This window comes from Pseudomonas sp. B3(2017), assembly GCF_002113595.1.
Taxonomy (GTDB): domain Bacteria; phylum Pseudomonadota; class Gammaproteobacteria; order Pseudomonadales; family Pseudomonadaceae; genus Aquipseudomonas; species Aquipseudomonas ekonensis.
Genome location: NZ_NEIU01000001.1, coordinates 1 through 19745, shown reverse-complemented (window position 1 = coordinate 19745; position 19745 = coordinate 1). Strand labels below are relative to the sequence as shown.

Annotated in this window: 15 protein-coding genes; 5 read left to right on the top strand and 10 right to left on the bottom strand. The window is 64.0% G+C overall.

The window, feature by feature from the left end; translation table 11 throughout:
- Positions 1–67 precede the first annotated feature (67 nt).
- The gene (locus CAG33_RS00075; protein WP_085580141.1) at positions 68–3202 is read left to right on the top strand and encodes a transglycosylase domain-containing protein; all 3135 of its coding nucleotides are present in this window, start codon (positions 68–70) and stop codon (positions 3200–3202) included.
- On the opposite strand, the gene CAG33_RS00070 is transcribed toward CAG33_RS00075, so the two are convergent.
- The 8 genes from CAG33_RS00070 to CAG33_RS00035 all read right to left on the bottom strand — a co-directional run bounded on the left by CAG33_RS00070 (position 3199) and on the right by CAG33_RS00035 (position 12122).
- Entirely contained in the window at positions 3199–4443 is a 1245-nt protein-coding gene (locus tag CAG33_RS00070; RefSeq protein ID WP_085636520.1) for a hypothetical protein, read from the bottom strand. The genes CAG33_RS00075 and CAG33_RS00070 overlap by 4 nt on opposite strands.
- Before the next feature lie 57 nt (positions 4444–4500).
- Entirely contained in the window at positions 4501–5709 is a 1209-nt protein-coding gene (locus tag CAG33_RS00065) for a hypothetical protein (RefSeq protein WP_085636518.1), read from the bottom strand.
- Positions 5710–5899: 190 nt separating this feature from the next.
- Complete coding sequence (locus CAG33_RS00060; protein WP_085580135.1) at positions 5900–6403, bottom strand: CS1 type fimbrial major subunit; 504 nt, start codon at positions 6401–6403, stop codon at positions 5900–5902.
- Between the two features lie 65 nt (positions 6404–6468).
- The gene (locus CAG33_RS00055) at positions 6469–6969 is read right to left on the bottom strand and encodes a CS1 type fimbrial major subunit (RefSeq protein WP_085636516.1); all 501 of its coding nucleotides are present in this window, start codon (positions 6967–6969) and stop codon (positions 6469–6471) included.
- A 29-nt stretch (positions 6970–6998) separates the two neighbouring features.
- A complete protein-coding gene (locus CAG33_RS00050; protein WP_085629425.1) occupies positions 6999–7742 on the bottom strand; it encodes a pilus assembly protein in 744 nt (247 codons plus the stop codon).
- A gap of 40 nt (positions 7743–7782) precedes the next feature.
- The gene (locus CAG33_RS00045; protein WP_256575639.1) at positions 7783–8973 is read right to left on the bottom strand and encodes a hypothetical protein; all 1191 of its coding nucleotides are present in this window, start codon (positions 8971–8973) and stop codon (positions 7783–7785) included.
- A 33-nt stretch (positions 8974–9006) separates the two neighbouring features.
- A complete protein-coding gene (locus CAG33_RS00040) occupies positions 9007–11529 on the bottom strand; it encodes a TcfC E-set like domain-containing protein (RefSeq protein WP_085636514.1) in 2523 nt (840 codons plus the stop codon).
- A gap of 101 nt (positions 11530–11630) precedes the next feature.
- Positions 11631–12122 (bottom strand): CS1 type fimbrial major subunit, encoded by a 492-nt coding sequence (locus CAG33_RS00035; RefSeq protein WP_085580638.1) that lies wholly within the window; start codon positions 12120–12122, stop codon positions 11631–11633.
- Between the two features lie 525 nt (positions 12123–12647).
- On the opposite strand from CAG33_RS00035, the gene CAG33_RS00030 reads away from it, so the two are divergent.
- Positions 12648–13223: a PadR family transcriptional regulator gene (locus CAG33_RS00030; RefSeq protein WP_085580124.1), complete on the top strand. Its 576-nt coding sequence runs from the start codon at positions 12648–12650 to the stop codon at positions 13221–13223.
- The gene (locus CAG33_RS00025; RefSeq protein WP_085636512.1) at positions 13220–14002 is read left to right on the top strand and encodes a siderophore-interacting protein; all 783 of its coding nucleotides are present in this window, start codon (positions 13220–13222) and stop codon (positions 14000–14002) included. The genes CAG33_RS00030 and CAG33_RS00025 overlap by 4 nt, the downstream gene beginning before the upstream one ends.
- Positions 14003–14157: 155 nt before the next feature.
- Here CAG33_RS00025 and CAG33_RS00020 read toward each other — a convergent pair whose 3' ends face one another.
- Both CAG33_RS00020 and CAG33_RS00015 read right to left on the bottom strand, forming a co-directional pair.
- A complete protein-coding gene (locus tag CAG33_RS00020) occupies positions 14158–14808 on the bottom strand; it encodes a Pr6Pr family membrane protein (RefSeq protein WP_085580120.1) in 651 nt (216 codons plus the stop codon).
- 1 nt (position 14809) lies between these two features.
- Positions 14810–15040, bottom strand: a complete 231-nt coding sequence (locus tag CAG33_RS00015) for a VF530 family DNA-binding protein (RefSeq protein WP_085580118.1) — start codon at positions 15038–15040, stop codon at positions 14810–14812.
- A gap of 278 nt (positions 15041–15318) precedes the next feature.
- Here CAG33_RS00015 and CAG33_RS00010 point away from each other — a divergent pair, with 278 nt between their 5' ends.
- Both CAG33_RS00010 and CAG33_RS00005 read left to right on the top strand, forming a co-directional pair.
- Positions 15319–16680 carry a carbohydrate porin gene (locus tag CAG33_RS00010; protein ID WP_085636510.1) on the top strand — a complete coding sequence of 454 codons (1362 nt, stop codon included), beginning with the start codon at positions 15319–15321 and terminating at the stop codon, positions 16678–16680.
- 173 nt (positions 16681–16853) lie between these two features.
- On the top strand, positions 16854–19265 hold the full coding sequence (locus CAG33_RS00005) for a glucose/quinate/shikimate family membrane-bound PQQ-dependent dehydrogenase (RefSeq protein WP_085636508.1): 2412 nt from the start codon (positions 16854–16856) through the stop codon (positions 19263–19265).
- The last annotated feature ends 480 nt before the right edge of the window (positions 19266–19745 follow it).

The following is a 19745-nucleotide window of genomic DNA, read 5'->3' as shown; positions in this document are numbered from 1 at the left end:
ACCTGTTCCAACCACCGTCTAAGCTTCAGACAAGTCCGATCAATCTGCGTGAATGGATCAATCGACTATGGGCGCTTTGCTGCAGACCGATTCGAGTGAAAACGTGATTCCGACTGACCGTGTGGATCAAGCGCCTGTCCCTGAAAAACCGCCCCGCAGCCGTACCCGGCATGGCTGGAAGGCGTTCTGGCTGCTGGTGCTGATCATTGCCGTGGTGGTGGGCCTGGCGGCGACCAAGGAAATCCGCACCTCGCGCTTTCAGTCCCGCGAGGTCAGCCAGTACGCGCAATCCTTGACCTATACGCTGGAACAGGGCCCCAGCGAGGCGATCCGCTATCCCGGCAACGGGCCGTTCGACCTGCGCCTGGGCTACAGCGCCCTCGACGAATTTCTGCCGCGCCTGCTCAAGCGTTCCTACGTGATCACCGAGCAGACCCGTTTTTCACCGGCCCTGCTCGGCTACACCGACAAGGGCCTGTTCGTGCCCTATTCCGAAAAGATCCAGGCGGGGCTGTCGATCACCGACTGCCGCGCCGCACCGCTGTACCAGTACAACTATCCACAACAGTTGTACGCCAGCTTCGACTCGATTCCACCGGTGGTGGTCAACAGCCTGCTGTTCATCGAGAACCGCTTCCTGCTCGACCCCAAACAACCGCTGGCCAACCCGGCGGTGGATTGGCCGCGCTTCGGCATGGCCGCGTGGTCGCAGGTGGCCAAGATGCTCCACCTGCCCGGCCAGTCCGCCGGCGGCAGCACACTGGCCACGCAACTGGAGAAATACCGCCATTCGCCGGACGGCCTGACGGTGTCGGGCGCCGAGAAGATCCGCCAGATGATCTCCGCCAGCGTGCGGGCCTATCAGGCAGGGCCTGAAACCCTGGCGGCGCGGCAGAACATCGTGCGCGACTACCTCAACAGCGTGCCCCTGTCGGCGGTGCCCGGCCACGGCGAAGTGCACGGCATGGCCGAGGGGTTGCGGGTGTGGTACGGCAGCGACTTCGCCGAGGCCAACGAACAGCTCAACAGCCCCGCCGCCGACGCCAAGACCATGGCCGCCAAAGGTCTGGCCCTGCGCGAGATGCTCTCGCTGATGATCGCCCAGCGCCGTCCGTCCCATTACCTGACCAAGGGCCGCGAAGAACTCGCCGACCTCACCGACAGCCACCTGCGCCTGCTGCGCCAGAACGGCGTGATCGACGCCCCGCTGGCCGAAGCCGCGCTGGCCAGCAAGGTGAGCTACCGCGACTGGCAGACCCAGCCGACCATCCAGCCGATCGAGACCAACAAAGGCATCAGCGTCGCCCGCAGCCGTCTGGCCACGATGCTCAACCGGCCGCTGTACGATCTCGACCGCCTCGACCTGTCGGCCACCAGCACCCTGCAGGGCGATCTGCAGACCCAGGCCACCGAGTACCTGAAGAAACTCGCCGACCCCGAGTTCGCCAAACAGATCGGCCTGATCGGCGAGCGCCTGCTCACGCCCACCAGCACCACCCAGGTGCGCTACAGCTTCACCCTGTTCGAGCTGACCCCGGACGGCTCGCGCGTGCGGGTGCAGACCGACAGCACCGACCAGCCTTTCGACATCAACGAAGGCAGCAAACTGGAACTGGGCTCCACGGCCAAGATGCGCGTGCTGACCACCTACCTGCAGATCATCGCCGAGCTGCACGACAAGTACGCCGGCCTGAGCGTGCCGGAGCTGAAGAAGGTCGACGTGCCCGACCAGGACCGCCTGAGCCGCTGGGCGGTCGATTACCTGATCGAGAACAAGGACCGCGACCTCTCGAAAATGCTCGGTGCCGCCCTCGACCGCAAGTACTCGGCCAGCCCCGGCGAGGCGTTCTTCACCGGCGGCGGCCTGCACGTGTTCCACAACTTCCGCAAGGAAGACAACGGCCGCATGCCGACCCTGCGCGATGCCCTGCGCGAATCCATCAACCTGCCGTTCATCCGCCTGATGCGCGACCTGGTGCGCTACACCACCTATTCCGGCCCCAACAACAGCGCCGAGCTGCTCAAGGACGACCGCGACCCCCGGCGCCAGGAATACCTGGCCTCCTTTGCCGACCGCGAAGGCACCTCGTTCCTGCTCAAGTTCTGGAAGAAATACCGCAACAAGGACACCCAGGCGCGCCTCGACACCTTCCTCGACAGCATGCGCCCGACCCCGATCCGCATGGCCGCCGTGCACCGCTACCTGCTGCCCAACGCCAGCCAGGAAGACTTCAACACCTTCGTGCGCTCGCACCTCAAGGGCGCCAAGCTCACCGAGAAACTCACCGACGAACGCCTGGAACGGCTCTACCTGGCCTACGGGCCCGGCACCTACGACCTGCCGGACCAGGGCTTCATCGCCAAGGTGCACCCGCTGGACCTGTGGATGATGGGCTACCTGCTCAACCACCCGGACGCCGACTTCAAGCAGATCGTCAAGGCCAGCCAGTTCGAGCGCCAGGAGGTCTACAGCTGGCTGTTCAAGAGCAAGCACAAGGGGGCCCGCGACAGCCGCATCCGCACCATGCTGGAGATCGAGGCGTTCCTGGAGATCCACCAGCGCTGGCAGAAGGTCGGCTACCCGTTCGACCACCTGGTGCCGTCCCTGGCCACCGCCATCGGCAGCTCCGGCGACCGTCCGGCGGCGCTGGCCGAACTGATCGGCACCATCCTCAACGACGGCGTGCGCATGCCGACCCTGCGCATCGACAGCCTGCACTTCGCCGCCGACACGCCTTACGAAACACGGCTGGTGAGTGACCCGCACGTGGGCAAACGGGTCATGCCGTCCGAGGTTGCCACCGCCATGCGCGAAGCGCTTTCCCAAGTGGTGGATTCAGGCACCGCCAAACGGGTCTCCGGCAGTTTCAAACTGGCCGACGGCAGCCCGCTGACCATGGGCGGCAAGACCGGCACCGGCGACAACCGTATCGAGGCCATCGGCTCCGGCGGGCGCATCCTCAGTTCCAAGTCGCTCAACCGCACTGCCACGTTCGTGTTCTATATAGGCAGCAACCATTTCGGCACCCTGACCGCGTTCGTGCCTGGGCGCTCGGCAGAGAGCTTCACCTTCACCTCGGCCCTCCCGGTGCAGGTACTCAAGGGCATGGCGCCGATCCTCACGCCATACCTGCAACCGGGTACCCACACCCAATGTCAGCCGCCCGCAACACCGACCGTGGCCGTGACGGGAGACCGCTAGACCTCCGAGTCCCAGATCACCGTGACGTTGCCGACGTAGCGGTTGGCCTGACCGGGTTGCAGCATGTCCTCGACGTAGCTGCGCGGCACTTCGAAATGCAGGGTGCCCATGGTGCGATCCAGGAACCGCCCCGGCTGGAAGACCGGAGCATCGGGGTTTGCCGACAGCGGCTGGCGGCGCACCGGCCGGCCGTCGCTGTCCGTGATGCTGTCGGGCAGGCTGACGCTCAGGAACACTTGGGCGGGCGCACCGCCGCCGTTCTGGCTGCGCAGTCCGCACGACTGCAGCCCGCCGTGCTGGCATTCGAAAAACATCTTGAACCGCGACGAGGAGGTGATGGTGAAGGCCTGGTCGCGGAACAGCCGCTCCGGCTTGCGACCCTGGAGCAACCAAGCGCTCCAGCCGCCCTGCGGCACCAGCGCGACCTTGTTGCCGCCCGGTGGAATATCGACCTTCAGAACATGCTGCACATCCAGCACGAAGCGAAAGGTGACCTGCGAGCTGTCGGGCAGCAGGTTGTCGCCGGTGTCGAAATCCATGCCGGGCCCCACGCCGTAGGTCAGTTCACCTGTGTAGAGGCCCGCCGACATTTTCAACGGGTCGGGCATTTGCAACTCATAAGCCACGTCGAGGTAGCTGTAGGTCATCCACGGGATCGTGAAGGCTGTCTGTTTGGCGCAAGTGCCGATGACAGGCGTGAACCAGAAGAAACGGTAATTGTCGTCGCCAGCGACCGCCGCGGCTGCGGGCAGGCACGGTGGAGGCGCCGAGCCCCAACTGCGACCTCCCCACAAGGTATCGTGGGCCCGGTTGGGAATCCCCCCATGATCGCCGGTCAAGTTGGCGGCTGTGTCGCTCAGCACATATTCAGAGCCGAGTCCGCCGATGCGCATGCCCACGGTGGCCGTCTCGCCAGTGAACACATGCCTGACTTCCAGGCTGCGCCACTGTGCCGGGAAATTAAACATGGCGCCGTCGCGCAAGGTGTGGCCCGGCTCCATCGCCTGCACCGAACTGAAACGCACAGGAATCCGCACCCCTGACATCGGCTTGCAATCGTTGGCAACGATGGCGCAGTAACCGCTCTGCGGTGTCTGGTTGACGAACCTGTTGGTCTGCGGATCAGCCGGATCGGGAATGTACACGGCACGGATTTCCTGAGTCAGCCCGTAAGCCGCCGTCGACAGCAGCCAGCCGCACAGGCCGGCCTGCCATCTCGCCTTGTTCAATGGTGAAGTCATGATTCAGCTCCCTGCTGAGTAAACGGTTCCCTGCCCATTGGCGGTCCCCCCCGAGGTTCACACCTCCGAATCCAGAATAATGGTGACGCTGCCCTGATGCGTTCCGCCGGTGTAAAGCAATTGGTCGATAGCCATGGCATCCTTGATGAAAAAACGCAGGACACCTTGTCGCCGGTCGATGTAGCGGGCAGGTTCGAAGGGCCCCAACCAAGTGTTATGCATCAATGTGCCCGACCACCCGTCGGTGTTGCCTGGGCCGACGATGCCTCCCGGAACCGTCAAGCCCACCTGAAACTCGGTAGCGCCCCCTTGGCCGTTGCCCATGCTGCAGGGGCCACCGCTGGACCAGTGGCAGACCAGCATCACCTTGAAGGGTGACGAGGCAGACAGGAAAAACTTCTGCTCGCGGAAAACCTCCACCGGTTTTTTGCCCGACTCCAGCCAGCGCTGCCACCCTCCCGCCGGCTCCATCACGATCTTGTTGCCGCCCGGCGGCAGCTCGACCTTGAGGGTGTGCTGCACGTCCAGCACGAAGTCGAGGGTCAGCGTGGTGTCGACCGGATGCATCGTCGAACCCATCTGGAAATCGCCCGCAGGCCCCAGGGTGTAGGTCAGGGAGCCGGTGTACTGCCCCGACGACATGCCCAGAGGATTGGGCGTACGCAGTTCATAAGCGAAATCGAGGTTATCGAACGCCATCGCCGGAATCCGGTAGGCGGCCACCTTCGTGCAGGCGCTTTCGACAGGGACTTTCCAGAAGAACCGGTAGGTCTCGGGCGAATAGTACGCGACACCGCTGTAGGTGCACGGCGAGGGAGCGTAGACCCAACTGCTGGACCAGAGTTTCTCGTGCCCCTCAAGCGGATCGGTCACACCCACCAGGCTGGCGGCCGACTGGTACAGCCTGTAGGTCGAGCCAATGCCGATGATGCGCACCTCCACAGTTTCGCTGTCGCCCGTGATGGCGTTGGTCACCGTCAACCGCCGCCAATTGGCCGGTGCCTGTATCCCGACGCCCTCACCCGGCACGATCGCGCGCCCGACATGGAAGCGGGTGGGTATCTCAATGCTGAACATACCGTTGTTCGCACATTCGACCGGGTTAATCACACAGTAGCCACTGTTCGGCGTCTGGTTGACGAACAGGTTTTTACTCGGCTGTGACGGATCAGGCCGAAACAGCGCCCGGATCTCCAGATTGAGCGCCTGGGCCGGCGACAGGAACAGCACCGCCAGCAGTCCCAGCCAGCAACTCGATCGTTTCATGGGTCAGCCTGCCTCCTGCTCGGTAGCAGTCATATCGGCCGGGGTCTGCGGCGCATGGATCATGGGGGGCAACCCGCAAGCCACCTCCGGTGGCGGTCCGTCGCATGGACCGGCTTGCCGGTTCGCCTTGTTCAAGGGTGAAGTCATGGTTCAGCTCCTGGTGAGCAAATGGTTTCGTGCGTCCCGGTGGTCAACCCGCCGGCGCCGCTATGTTGAAAATGATGTTGACGCTGCCGTGGTAGTCGCCCGGCTTGTAGCCGTCGGCATTCATCCTGGGGACGATTTCAAGCAGCACGCGCTTGCCCGCCACCGCTTCCTCGCGGGACACCACTTGGCGGGGAACCGGGTTGTTGCTCAACTCCGTACCGTTGAAGGTGACGTGCAGGCTGATGTCATCCCGGGCGTCCTGTCCGCCGGACAAGACGGGAAAACTCTCCAGCCGCGCTTCGATGGCGCTGCTGTCGGTCTTGACATCGAACTGTTTGCGCAAGCCGCCCAGCGTCGATGTGGCCGGACGCCATGGCAGGTGCTGCGCAAGGTGGATCCAGTCCGACTCGCTGGGGATCACGTAGAACTCCAGGGCCGGAATGTCGATGGACACTTCGAAGAGGCGTTTCTCCTGCGCCGCGAATGCCGCGCAGGCCAGCAATGCCGAAACGCCTACGGACACGGCAACGGTCACTTGCTTGATCATGTCAATTCCCTCGCATCGATACGCACGCCGTCTCCCCGACGGCACCCACGGCCGGTCGGCCCTGCTCAGCCTGCCGGTGCATTGGCGTTGAACAGCAGCAGCACATTGCCGCTGTACTCGCCAGACTTGTAGCCGCCGGCCGGCATGATCGGGTCGATCTCCAACGGCACCCGCTTGCCCGCCGCCGCTTCGTCCTTGGTCAGCACCTGGCGAAAGCCCGGATCGGCGCTCAGCTCGACGCTGTTGAAGCGCACGCGCAGGCCGATCTCCTCGCCCGCCCTGCCCGTCGACAGGTACGGCACGCTTTCCAGGCGCGCCTCGATCGCGCTGGTGTCGTGCCGGACATCAAAGTTCTTGCTCAAGCCACCCAGCGTCGAGTCCGGGTAGTTCCATTGCAGGATCTGCTGGCGATGGATCCAGTCGGGCTCCGCCGGCAGGATGTAGAACCCACGGGTAGGGACGGTCACCGACACGTCGATGTCGAGCGTTTCCCGAGCCGCCCAAGCGTGGGTGGCGAACGCTCCGGCGATAGCCGCCAGGAGGGCGAAAGCGCAGGGTTTGTTCATGTTGCTCCCTGTTGCGTCATGCGCCGAGGTCATCGGCTGACAACCTTCATGTCTTGCCGGCGCTCGCCCTCGACCAGTTTGAAGCGGTACTCGCGCCCCTTTTCCTTGTCGAAGCCGAAAGTACGCCCGGCCATCACATGGTGTTTGACGGTGGCGCCGCAATCGGCCTCGTCGCTCAGCGAGCAGCTCTTGAACTCATCGACCACCACTACCGTGTTGCCGTTGTTGCGCACTTCATAGCGGGTGTCCGTATCGTTGAGCACCGTGTCATACCGTGTGCTGGCCGGTCGCACGAAAAACACCGTACCGAACCCGGTCATCACGTTGACGCCCGCCGACAGGCTCTTCTTGTAGTCTTCGCGCTCCTCGCTGGAGACCACGAAATCATCTTCCTTCTCCGGCACCACCGGCACGAAGCGCACCCGGAAATAGCGCTCACGGTCACGCTCGCCCATGTACAGCAAACGGGTGCCCTGCATGCCCTCCGCCGGGATGATCAGCCGCGCCGGGCTGGCCATCAGCCCGTTGCGCAGGCTGCCGCCGGAGGCGGCCTCGACCGGGATTTCCCTGGGCGTGCCGTCGCTGTCGTAGACGATCTCCAGCACATTGACCTTGACGAACGCGGTGCTGTCGCCACTGTTGAACACACGCTTGAGGTAGGTGCTCTGGGCGCCGTCCAGATAGTCGTACACCGTGCCGACATTGATCTGCGGGCCGGCGCTTGCCGTTGCGCAGAATCCGCCGAACACCCACAGCAAACACAGACGTTTCATCGTCTTCGATCCTTTGAGAATGAGAGGGAAGAACCCGGATTCACACTTCCGAATCCAGAATGATGGTGACGCCGCCCTGGAACGTGCCGCCGTAACCGATCAGTGCCGGAATGGCCTGGGGAACGACGAAAAAACGCAGGGCTGCAGGCTTCCGGTCGATGTAGCGGGCAGGCTCGAAGGGGCCTGTCCATTGATTGTGCGCCAGCGGACCGCTCCACCGGTCGCCGCCGCCCGGGCCGCCAATGCCTGCCGGCAGCGTGAGCGAGACCTGAAAACTGGAATAGGCGCCGTCGCGGTTCGAGAACAGGCACGGCCCCTGGAAAACAGGCTGGATGTCGCAGACCAGCATGACCTTGAACCGCGACGAGGCGGACAGGAAAAACGCTTGGTCGCGGTAGATCTCGGTCGGACGCTGCCCGGACTCCAGCCAGCGCTGCCATCCTCCCACCGGCTCCATCACGACCTTGTTGCCGCCCGGCGGCAATTCGGCCTTGAGGGTGTGCTGCACGTCCAGCACGAAGTCCAGGGCCAACGTATCGTCGTCCGGAACCAGCGCCCCCATTTCGAAACCGTCGCCTGCGGCTGAAGGCCCCATTCTGTAGGCCAGCGAACCGGTGTATTCGCCGGACGACATGCCAAGCGGGTTCGGCGTGCGCAGTTCGTAGGCGATATCGAGCATACTGAAATACATGTGCGGGATCGGGTAAGCCGGCTGCTTGATGCACGCCTCCTGAACCGGAGTCCGCCAAAAAAACCGATAGGTGGTGGGCGTATAGGCGCCCACGCCAGTGACAACGCACGGCGCCGGCGCATTGACCCAGGTGCCGCTCCACAGTTTCCAGTGCCCCAGAATCGGCGTGCCGCTTTCCCCCACCAGACTCTCGGCCGACTCGCTCAGGACATACGTCGATCCGACACCGCTGATGCGTATCTCAACGGTTTCGGTTTGCCCCGTGTCCCGATGGGTGACCGTCAAACGCCGCCAGTCGGCGGGCACCTTCACCCCCACGGTTTCACCGACAGGAAGCGGCCGGGCGGAATCGAAACGAACCGGCATCTGAATACTGAATATGCCGTCACGCTTGCAAATGTCCGGGTAGGTGGCGCAGTACCCGCTGTTCGGCGTCTGGTTGACGAACTCATTCTTGTTCGGCTGCGACGAGTCGGGCTGAAACCTTGCCCTGATTTCGTGGTTGGCCGCCTGCGCCGACGACGTCCACAGCACCGCCATCAGGCACAGCCTCTCCCTCAATCGTCTCATGGGTCAGCCCGCTTTCTGCTCGGTGGAGGAAAGATCGGCCAGGGTGTCCGGCGTGCAGCGCAGATCCCCGATCATCAGCACGTTGTTCTCGCTGCGATGATCCTTCTCGTTCAGCCGGAACTGGCACAGCAAATTGTTCTCCCGCCGCACCTCAAGGGTCGGCGACCCGGCGTTCATCTCCATCGAGAAAAACCCGTCGACTTCCGTGACGCCGCGGCTGGCGTGGTTGATCACGTGATGGCCCTTGAGCGGCCGGCCTTGCCCGTCCACCAAGCGACCGAGCACGGTCAGGGTCTTCATCACCCGGACCTGGCGGTAATCCACACCCCCCTTGTTCAAGTGGTAACGGGTGCGCGCCGGGGCGATGGTGGCGGCCGGCACGTGGTTGCCCTCGAAATCGAAGCTCACGGAACTGTTGCGGTACGCGGTCAACGGGATGAAATTGCGCCCCGGCTTCAGCGCCGCGCCGCCTCCGCTGAGGTCATCGGCGCGCAGGACGATGCCTTCGATGTCCGATTCCACATCGACGATCATCCCGGCCCCGCGCATTTCGTATTCACTGGTCATCATCAGTGTCTGTCCGCCCACCACCAGCGTGCTGTCGAGGTTGAGGCCGCCGGTGAAGTTGTCGTTGTACGAGGAGCGCTGGATGAAACCGTCGCCGTTGACGGTGTCGGTGCGAAAATTGGCCAGGCTCGTCAGGCCCAGGCCATAGGTGTCGCTCAGCGCCGTCACCGAAACGTTCTGCAGGACGTGATCCTTGAAGTCTTTGCGCCAGCCGAACGAAGCGTTGTTGTCCCGCCCGCCGTCACGGGCGGTGCGCGAACCGAGGCTGCCGGTCAACTGCTGGCCCGGTGCGCCGATCGCAAGGTTCAGGCTCAGGTCCACGCCCCGGTTGCGATCCTGGCCGCTGCTGTAGCTGCCCGGCCGGTCGAACAGCGACAGGCGCCAGTTGGCGTCGTTGCCGAACAGCACCGCACGCCGGCTCCAGCCCAGATCCAGCCCCATGCCCTCGACGTTGCCTTCGCTGTGCGACACCCGTGCGTTCAGCGAATTGCGCTGGTCGAGCCGGTGGTTGACCGCCAGCGACGAGTTGCTGGTCTGGCCGACGAACACGTTGCGTTGGCGCACCCGCGTGCCGTCGGGCAAGGTTTCGTACAGGTCGGTGGTGTCCAGCCAACTGCGGGTGTGGCTGAAGATCACACTGCCGGCCCCGTAGTTGAACAGGCTCTGCAGATCCAGGCCGGTGCCGTGGTCCTGGGTCCGGTAGGCGTTGGCGTACAGGCTGATGCGGTCGGCCAGCGTCCAGTCGATGGACGTGCCGTACTGCAGCTTCTCGCGGATCTGGCGTGCCGACAGCCCGAGAATCACGCGCGGGTGCGCCAGGTAGTTGACCGATGCGCCTGCCGTGACGTCGCCGCTGGCCTGCCGATCCCAGTTGCTCAGCAGTTTGCTTTCCTCGCCGGCGAACAGGTTGTAGCGCCAGCGCTCGTCGAGGTTGCGCCAGTTGCTCGGCTTGTAGACCAGTTCCTGGGTGCTGGAGGTGATCTGGCCGTCTTCGACCAGGCGCACTTCCACTTCATAGATACCGCCGGGCAAAGGCCGGGTGTCGAGGGTCTGCAGGCCGGCAGGCACCGATTGGGTGTTGATCAGCAAGCCGTCGCGGTAGATCTCCACCGATCCCTGACGGTTGGCCGTGACGTAGATCGGGTAGACGCTGGGCATCGCACTGTTGATGGCCAGACTGTCGGAGCTGCCGTACATCACACCGACCGCCGTGTCGGGGCTGGTGCCGAACGTACGGGGCTGGCGGGTCAGGCCTTCGGAGTTTGGGGTGAAATAGCCCAGGCGAAAGAAACTGCCTTGCAGTTCGCGCTGGGTGTAAAGCTCATGCACGGCGTGGTACAGCTTGTCGTCCGGGCCGCCCATGCGGGCCATCTGCATGTTGAACGTCTGGCTCCAGTTGCCCAGGCTGCCGCTGGCCTCCAGGCCCAGACGACCGCCCGTGTCCTGGCCCTGGCCGCCGTTGAGGTTGAGCTGGTTGCGCAACATCAGGCCGCTGCTGCCTTCCTCGGGCTGATCGTGGTAGCGCTTGGCTTCGAGATCGCGCTCGGCGTTGCGGGTCAGGATCGAGACCAGCGAGCTTTGCAGGTTGTAGTGCACCGCCAGCACCTGATCCGGACAAGACCCGGTGCAATCCCCCAGCGACACGCCGCCCTTGAGGTAGGCCGCCCACTTCTCCCGCTCGGCGGGGCCGTAGCGGTTCTCGCTGGTGTCGGTGAATTCAAGGAGCGTGATGCGGTCGTCGCGCGACAGCACCACCAGCGCCTCGCCCAGGGGTTGCTGATCGAGTTCGACCCTGACCGCCAGCGGCACATCAAAAAAATGCTGCTCGAAATCCGCCGGCAAACCCTTGGCTTGCGCCAGCAGACCGCGAGGTGTCGTACCCAAGGAAACGGGGGCTGCCGCCGCGCTACCGCAAAACAACAACGCAAGTGCAACCGCGATGGGTGTCATCGGGAACATGAACGCTTACTCTGATTTCGAACGGGTTGGAGTCCGGCGGGACAAACCGGTCGGTTCGTCCCGCCGAAAACGTTACTGAGCCGTCAGCGCAGATCGCCCGATCAAGGCGTGATCACAGGAGGGACAGCGTCAAACGTCATGGCGACGACACCGGTGTAATCGCCCGGCTGGAAGTTGTTGCCTTTGGCACTGATTTTCAGCGGCGCGCGGTAGTTGACATCGGATTCGGACTCACCGACCACCATTTGCGGGGTCTGGTTGAGCTCTTTATTGTTGAACTCAACTTTAAGGTCGATGACTTCGTTTCCGTAGATCAGTTGCGGAACACTTTCAAGGCTCGCATGAACCGAACCGTTGTTATTGCGTACGTCGAAGAAACCATTGACTTCGCGCATCTTGCCAGTGCTCGGCTGATAGCTCATGTCCTGATCCTTGTTGACCAAGTCGAAGTCGGTCGGAACCACATAGAAACCGTTGGTGGGAACATGGGCGACCAGACTGATCGAATGACGGGCCTCACCCGCGGCGAACGCCATGGAGGAACCCAGCGCGAGAACGGCCAGTGGAGCGGCGATTGCGAATTTCTTGAACATCATTTCAGTACCTGTCTCTATAAGGTTTTCGGTTCATTGAAAGTTGCAAAAGAACAAAAACCGTCACGAGCAGTTTTATGTTCCGCAGAACTTCCAACGCCGAACAATGTTCAAGCAATTCATCTTTGAAGTAAGCAGGCAAGTTCCCACAGTGGCGTAGCCCGTGTGCCACGGAAGCAGAAAGAAAAATACTGGAAAATTCAGAAAAACACTGAGCAACTGTAAGAGCCAGACTACACGAAGCCACTTCACAAATTAAAACCTGCGCAAACGCCTCAGGAACTTCTGTCAGACGGATACGACACTTTCAATAAATAAAGGCGAAAACGGATGTTTTAGAGAGTTAACACTAATCTCGGTTTTTTTGCCTCCGCATCCGGCTTTTTATAGAGAGACGAAAGCGCCATTTCAAACGACATTTTCGCCACCCCTCCTTGATCGACAGCCACGCCTTCGGTCGGTCGCGCTTGCAGAACCTCAAAGATATATCTTAAGTTGTATCTAAACACGACGAGAGAAAGCCCAATGAGAGACCATCATTCCCCCCACCGCGAACACGGCAACGGCCACGACGGCTTCGAAAGGCGACCCGGCCGCGAACGCGGCGGCCGCGGCCCGCGGGTGTTCGCCCCCGGCGACCTGAAACTGCTGCTGCTGGCGCTGATCGCCGACCAGCCCTGCCACGGCTATGACCTGATCCGACAGATCGAAGGCATGTTCGACGGGGCTTACAGCCCCAGCCCTGGCGTGATCTATCCGACCCTGACCTTCCTGGAGGAAAGCGAACTGATCCTGGGCGACGCCGAAGGCGGGAAAAAACGCTACAGCGTGACCGACGCCGGCCGTCAGTCCCTGAGCGATCAGGCCGTCGCCCTTGAAGGCGTGCGGGTGCGCATCGATGTCAGCAAACGCTCGCTGCGCGGCCATGACCGCCCGGCGCAGATCCACGAAGCGGTGCACAACCTGCGCCATGCCCTGCAAATGCACCACGGACGCTGGAGCCCGGAAGAGATCCACCGCGTCGCCGCCCTGCTCAACGACACCGCCAAGGCCATCGTCGACGGCCCGGCCGTTCAACCCGTCCAGGAGAAAACCGAATGACTGAAGTGACCGCGCCCGCCATCCACCGGGTCATGCACGAAATCAAACGCCGCCGCCTGCAAGTGCTGCGGGTGGTCGACCTGACCCCGCGCATGCGCCGCATCACCCTCGGTGGCCCGGAACTGGCCGGGTTCGTCAGCCTCGGCACCGACGACCATGTCAAGCTGCTGTTCCCGCAGAACGCCGAACAGGCGGCCGCGCTGGAGACCCTGGTGCTCGGCGCCGGCAAGGACGGCCCGATGCCGGAAATGCGCGACTACACCCCGCGCCGCTACGACCTCGACTCGCTGGAACTGGACATCGACTTCGTCCTGCACGGCGACGGCCCCGCCTCGACCTGGGCCGAGCAGGCCAAGCCCGGCCAGTTCCTGCACATCGGCGGCCCGCGCGGCTCGATGATCGTGCCGGACATCTTCGACAGCTACCTGTTGATCGGCGACGAAACCGCCCTGCCCGCCATCGCCCGGCGCCTGGAAGGCCTGGCCGCCAACCGCAAGGCCCTGGTGGTGGTCGAGGTGGAGAACGGCAAGGAACAGCAGACGCTGGAAAGCCCGGCGCAGGTCAACGTGATCTGGGTGCTGCGCGAAGGCGGCAAGGACAACCTGCTGGCCACCGTGCGTCAGTTGCAGGTGCCCAAGGACAATCTGTACGCCTGGGTCGCGACGGAAACCAAAGTCTCACGGCAGATCCGCCGGGTGCTGCTCGACGATCACGGGCTGGACGAGCAGTTCGTCAAGGCCGTCGGCTACTGGCGCGCCGAAGGCTCCGAAGCGGAGTGACGCCCAACGGCTGGCGATGGCGGTCTGCCTGACACATCGATGCCGGATGTGCCGTCGTCATCGCCAGCAGGCTGGCTCCCGCAGGGAGCTCGGTTGGACGCAGCATTTGCGGTCACCGCAGAACAAATGTGGGAGCCAGCCTGCTGGCGATGGCGTCAGTCCAGGCCCCGCAAGCCCCGCCCCTTCCAGCGGTCGATCCCGATCACCGCCAACGCGATCAGCACAAACCCCGCCAGAATCTCCCCGGCATTGATGAACACCTGTGGATAACCCAGCGTCGCCACATCGATGAACGGATACGCATACGCCCCCAGCAGATGCCCGCGCCACAGCGCATAGGCGAAGTACCCCAGCGGGTAGATCAGCCACAGCGGCAGGTGCTTCAGACGCAGCGTCCCCTTGGGCACGCAAAACCACCAGTACGCCAGAAACACCAAAGGCATGACGTCATGCAACAGTTCATCGGCGATGAACTGCCAACCCTGCGGATGCCACAGGTGACGCAGCAGAAGGCTGTAGGCGAGCCCCACCACCGCGATGCTCACCGCCACCGCACCGCACACGGACGGTTGCAGGAACCAGCGCCGGGCGGCGGACTCGCGGCGGGTCACCGCGCAGGTCAGCACCGTCGCCGCCAGGGTGTTGGTGAGGATCGTGAAGTAACTGAAGTAGCTCACCATACCGCCCAGCAGGCTGGCGCCGACGCTCCAGCGCGCGAACAGGATCAGGTACAGCTGAATGCCCAGGCCGCCCCAGCCGAGCACGGCCGCCAGGGTGACCCACCGTCGCCGCAGCACGGCGTCCATGTCAGAGCGGGCGCTTGGTGCGCATCAGCTTCACGTACAGGCGCTCGACCTTTTCCCGGGCCCACGGGGTCTTGCGCAGGAAGGTCAGGCTCGACTTGATGCTCGGATCGCTCTTGAAGCAGCGGATGTCGATGCGCTCGGCCAGCCCCGACCATTCGTAATGGGCCACCAGCGCGGTGAGGATCTGTTCGAGGGTCACGCCGTGCAGCGGATCGGGGTTGTGTTCGTTCATGCCGGGCCTTTGGGCGAAGTGAAGACGCAGAAGCCGCGCACCTTAGCCGAGGGCTCGGGCTGGGGGAAGCGCGGCTTCCTTAAATGTAGGTGATGCGCCACCGGCCGGGCGCCCTTAGCGGACTGTTACCGAATCCGAAATGATCCATGTCAGCAAAAGCGCTTTGTGTTTTTGTAACAGGACATTATCCTGCCGCCCGGCCGCTGAATCGCTTCACTGCCTGCGACATATCGTAGCGGCCCCTCCAATCCCCAAAAACGATCAAGAAAGACCTCTTCATGCCTGATTTTCCGCCCCTCAGAGACAGCGCTGTCCCAACCCTCCGCCTGCTCGGCGGCTGCACCGCCCTGGGCCTTGCCACCTGCGCCCAGGCCGCTCCGGCCTTCGACAGTGACTCGCCGTGGATGCTCGGCGACTGGAACGGCACCCGCAGCGAACTCGCGCAGAAGGGCTACGACTTCAAGCTCGACTACACCGGGGAGATGGGCAGCAACCTGCACGGCGGCTACGACCACGACCGCACTGCGCGCTACAGCGACCAGTTCGCCCTCGGCACCCACCTGGACCTACAAAAGATCCTCGGCTGGGACGACGCGGAATTTCAGCTGACGATCACCAAGCGCAGCGGCAACAACATCAGCAACGACCGCATCAACGACCCGCGCGTGGGCGGCTTCACCTCGGCCCAGGAAGTCTGGGGCCGGGGCCAGACCACCCGCCTGACGCAGATGTGGTATCAGCAGAAGTTCTTCGACCGCAAGCTCGACATCAAGGTCGGCCGCTTCGGCGAGGGCGAAGACTTCAACAGCTTCCCCTGCGACTTCCAGAACCTGGCGTTCTGCGGCTCCCAGGTCGGCAACTGGGTGGGCGGCATCTGGTACAACTGGCCGGTCAGCCAGTGGGCGCTGCGGGTCAAGTATCACCTGACGCCGGAGCTGTACGCCCAGGTGGGTGCCTATGAGCAGAACCCGTCGAACCTGGACCGCGGCAACGGCTTCAAGCTCAGCGGCAGCGGCACCCAGGGCGCCGTGCTGCCGGTGGAACTGGTGTGGACGCCGAAGCTGGCGGGCCTGCCGGGCGAATACCGCGCCGGCTACTACTACAGCAGCGCCAACGCCACCGACGCCTACAAGGACCGCAACGGCCAGCCGGCGGCCCTGAGCGGCGAGGCCTACCGCAGCGCCTCCAGCAAGCACGGCGTGTGGTTCGGCGCGCAGCAGCAGGTCACCAGCGTCGCCAGCGACAACAGCCGTGGCCTGAGCCTGTTCGCCAACGCCACGATGCACGACAAGAAAACCAACGCCATCGACAACTACGTGCAGGCCGGCCTGGTCTACAAAGGCTTGTTCGACGCCCGCGCCAAGGACGACATCGGCTTCGCCCTGGCCCGCGTGCACGTCAACCCGGCCTACCGCAAGAACGCCGAGGCCAGCAACCAGGCCCGCGCCGTCTACGACTACGACGACCCGTCGTTCCTGCCGCCCCAGGACACCGAATACAGCGCCGAACTCTATTACGGCGTGCACCTGGCGAACTGGCTGACCGTGCGCCCGAACCTGCAGTACATCCGCCACCCCGGTGGCGTGGACAAGGTCGACGACGCGCTGATCGGCGGGATCAAGATCCAGTCGTCGTTCTGAGGAACACGCAAAGAACCTGTGGAAGCCGTCCTCGCTGACGCCATCGCCAGCAGGCCGATCCCTGCAGGAACAGGCATCACCCCGACAGATTTATCTGAACCATGCCCGCGCCGGATCGTCATCTACAGTGACTACAGCGCGGGTCTCTTTGAAACGTCACGGAGAATCACACTATGAGCACTGAAGGTGCCTCGAGTCGAAGCCGTCTGCTGCCGAGCCTGCTCGGCATTCTGCTTCTGTTGATGGGCCTGGCCATGCTGGCCGGGGGGATCAAGCTGAGCCTGCTCGGCGGTTCGCTGTACTACCTGCTGGCGGGCCTCGGCATCGCGGTCACCGGCATCCTGCTGCTGCGCGCCCGCCGCGCGGCGCTGGGCCTGTACGCCGTGGTGCTGCTGGCCAGCACCGCGTGGGCCCTGTGGGAAGTCGGCCTGGACTGGTGGCAACTGGTGCCGCGCCTGGCGCTGTGGTTCGCCCTCGGCGTGGTCATGCTGCTGCCGTGGTTCCGCCGTCCGCTGCTGCTGGATGGCCCTGCTCCGCTGGGCACCGGTGCCCTGAGCGTGGCCGTCGTCCTGGCCGGCGCCAGCGCCGTGGCCAGCCAGTTCACCCACCCGGGCGAAACCTTGGGCGAGCTGGGCCGCGACACCGCCGACATGACCAGCACCGCGCCGCAGATGCCTGAAGGCGACTGGCAGGCCTACGGCCGCAGCGAGTTCGGCGACCGCTATTCGCCGCTCAAGCAGATCACCCCGGCCAACGTCGGCAAGCTGCAGGAAGCCTGGCGCATCCGCACCGGCGACCTGCCGACCGCCGACGATCCGGTGGAACTGACCAACGAAAACACCCCGCTCAAGGCCAACGGCATGCTCTATGCCTGCACCGCCCACAGCAAGGTGCTGGCGCTGGATCCGGACACCGGCAAGGAAATCTGGCGTTTCGACCCGCAGATCAAGAGCCCGGTGGGCTTCAAAGGCTTCGCCCACATGACTTGCCGCGGCGTGTCGTACTACGACGAAGCCGCCTACGCCAAGGCTGACGGCGCAGCGTCCGCCGTCATCTCCGAGGCCGGCAAGGCCGTTGCCCAGGCCTGCCCGCGCCGCCTGTACCTGCCGACCGCCGACGCCCGCCTGATCGCCCTCAACGCCGACACCGGCAAGGTCTGCGAAGGCTTCGGCAAAAACGGCGTGGTCGACCTGACCCAGGGCATCGGCCCGTTCACCCCGGGCGGCTACTACGCCACCTCGCCGGCCGCGATCTCTCGCGATCTGGTGATCATGGGCGGTCACGTCACCGACAACGAATCGACCAACGAGCCGTCCGGCGTGATCCGCGCCTACGACGTGCGCGACGGCCACCTGGTGTGGAACTGGGACAGCAACAACCCGGACGCCACCGAACCGCTGGCGCCGGGCCAGACCTACAGCCGCAACTCGGCCAACATGTGGTCGCTGGCCAGCGTCGACGAGAAGCTCGGCATGGTCTACCTGCCGCTGGGCAACCAGACCCCTGACCAGTGGGGCGCCGACCGCACCCCGGGCGCCGAGAAGTTCAGTGCCGGCGTCGTCGCGCTGGACCTGGCCACCGGCAAGGTGCGCTGGAACTACCAGTTCACCCACCACGACCTGTGGGACATGGACGTCGGCAGCCAGCCGACCCTGCTGGACATGAAAACCGCCGACGGCGTGAAACCTGCGCTGATCGCCCCGACCAAGCAAGGCAGCCTGTACGTCCTCGACCGCCGCGACGGCACGCCGATCATCCCGATCCGCGAAATCCCGGTGCCGCAGGGCGCCGTGAAGGGTGACCGCACCGCGCCGACCCAGGCCCGTTCGGACCTGAACCTGCTGGCCCCGGAACTCACCGAAAAAGCCATGTGGGGCGCCAGCCCGTTCGACCAGATGCTGTGCCGCATCCAGTTCAAGGAACTGCGCTACGAAGGCCAGTACACCCCGCCGTCCGAGCAAGGCAGCCTGGTGTATCCGGGCAACGTGGGCGTGTTCAACTGGGGCGGCGTCTCGGTGGATCCGGTTCGCCAGATGCTGTTCACCAGCCCGAACTACATGGCCTTCGTCTCGAAGATGGTGCCGCGCGCCCAAGTCGCCGCCGGCAGCAAGCGCGAAAGCGAGACCGCCGGCGTGCAGCCGAACACCGGCGCACCGTACGCCGTGATCATGCACCCGTTCATGTCGCCGTTCGGCGTACCGTGCCAGGCCCCGGCCTGGGGCTACGTGGCCGGCATCGACCTGACCACCGGCAAAGTCGTGTGGAAACGCAAGAACGGCACCAGCCGCGACAGCTCGCCGCTGCCGATCGGCCTGACCCTGGGCGTGCCGAGCATGGGCGGCTCGATCGTCACCGCCGGCGGCGTCGGCTTCCTCAGCGGCACCCTGGACCAGTACCTGCGCGCCTACGACGTCAACACCGGCAAGGAACTGTGGAAATCCCGCCTGCCGGCCGGCGGCCAGGCCACCCCGATGACCTACACCGGCAAGGACGGCAAGCAATACGTCCTGCTGGTGGTCGGCGGCCACGGCTCGCTGGGCACCAAGATGGGTGACTATGTGATTGCCTACAAACTGTCCGAATAAGCGTCAGCGGCAATAAGGAAAAGGCGATGCCCGGTGTGGGCATCGCCTTTTTTGTTGGCGGCGGAACACTGCAAGCCTTTTGGGAGTGGGTGTGCCAGGTAGGGATTGGTCGGCTGCCAGGCCGTCATCGCCAGCAGGCTGGCTCCCACAGAAGATTGAGGTGGTCTGGGAGGGATTGGTCGGCTGGTAGGCCGTCATCGCTGGCAAGGCGAGTCGTCGCACCGCAGCTCCCACAGGGAATTGTGTCGGGCAGTCAGAAACAGGTCGGCTGTCAGGCCGCCATCGCGCGCCTCTCAAAAGGCCGAGTGTCAGCTCGCCTAGCGTTTGATCTTGATCTGCCGGCCCCTTCGGAAGGCTGAGCGGAGGGGTTCATCCGGGGGTGGGCGCGCAGCGCCGTTTGGCGCAGCCAAACACATCGCAAGGAGGTGCAGCGAAGCAAACCGTAGCCGATGCCCCCGGATGAATCTCGGAGCGAGGGGA

Excerpts from the sequence above, each read along its gene's own strand:
- CAG33_RS00075 (WP_085580141.1), top strand. The coding sequence starts at position 68 with ATGGGCGCTTTGCTGCAGACCGATTCGAGTGAAAACGTGATTCCGACT.
- CAG33_RS00035 (WP_085580638.1), bottom strand. The coding sequence starts at position 12,122 with ATGTTCAAGAAATTCGCAATCGCCGCTCCACTGGCCGTTCTCGCGCTG.
- CAG33_RS00065 (WP_085636518.1), bottom strand. The coding sequence starts at position 5,709 with ATGAAACGATCGAGTTGCTGGCTGGGACTGCTGGCGGTGCTGTTCCTG.
- CAG33_RS00025 (WP_085636512.1), top strand. The coding sequence starts at position 13,220 with ATGACTGAAGTGACCGCGCCCGCCATCCACCGGGTCATGCACGAAATC.
- CAG33_RS00070 (WP_085636520.1), bottom strand. The coding sequence starts at position 4,443 with ATGACTTCACCATTGAACAAGGCGAGATGGCAGGCCGGCCTGTGCGGC.
- CAG33_RS00030 (WP_085580124.1), top strand. The coding sequence starts at position 12,648 with ATGAGAGACCATCATTCCCCCCACCGCGAACACGGCAACGGCCACGAC.
- CAG33_RS00020 (WP_085580120.1), bottom strand. The coding sequence starts at position 14,808 with ATGGACGCCGTGCTGCGGCGACGGTGGGTCACCCTGGCGGCCGTGCTC.
- CAG33_RS00010 (WP_085636510.1), top strand. The coding sequence starts at position 15,319 with ATGCCTGATTTTCCGCCCCTCAGAGACAGCGCTGTCCCAACCCTCCGC.
- CAG33_RS00050 (WP_085629425.1), bottom strand. The coding sequence starts at position 7,742 with ATGAAACGTCTGTGTTTGCTGTGGGTGTTCGGCGGATTCTGCGCAACG.
- CAG33_RS00040 (WP_085636514.1), bottom strand. The coding sequence starts at position 11,529 with ATGTTCCCGATGACACCCATCGCGGTTGCACTTGCGTTGTTGTTTTGC.
- CAG33_RS00060 (WP_085580135.1), bottom strand. The coding sequence starts at position 6,403 with ATGATCAAGCAAGTGACCGTTGCCGTGTCCGTAGGCGTTTCGGCATTG.
- CAG33_RS00055 (WP_085636516.1), bottom strand. The coding sequence starts at position 6,969 with ATGAACAAACCCTGCGCTTTCGCCCTCCTGGCGGCTATCGCCGGAGCG.
- CAG33_RS00015 (WP_085580118.1), bottom strand. The coding sequence starts at position 15,040 with ATGAACGAACACAACCCCGATCCGCTGCACGGCGTGACCCTCGAACAG.
- CAG33_RS00045 (WP_256575639.1), bottom strand. The coding sequence starts at position 8,973 with ATGGCGGTGCTGTGGACGTCGTCGGCGCAGGCGGCCAACCACGAAATC.
- CAG33_RS00005 (WP_085636508.1), top strand. The coding sequence starts at position 16,854 with ATGAGCACTGAAGGTGCCTCGAGTCGAAGCCGTCTGCTGCCGAGCCTG.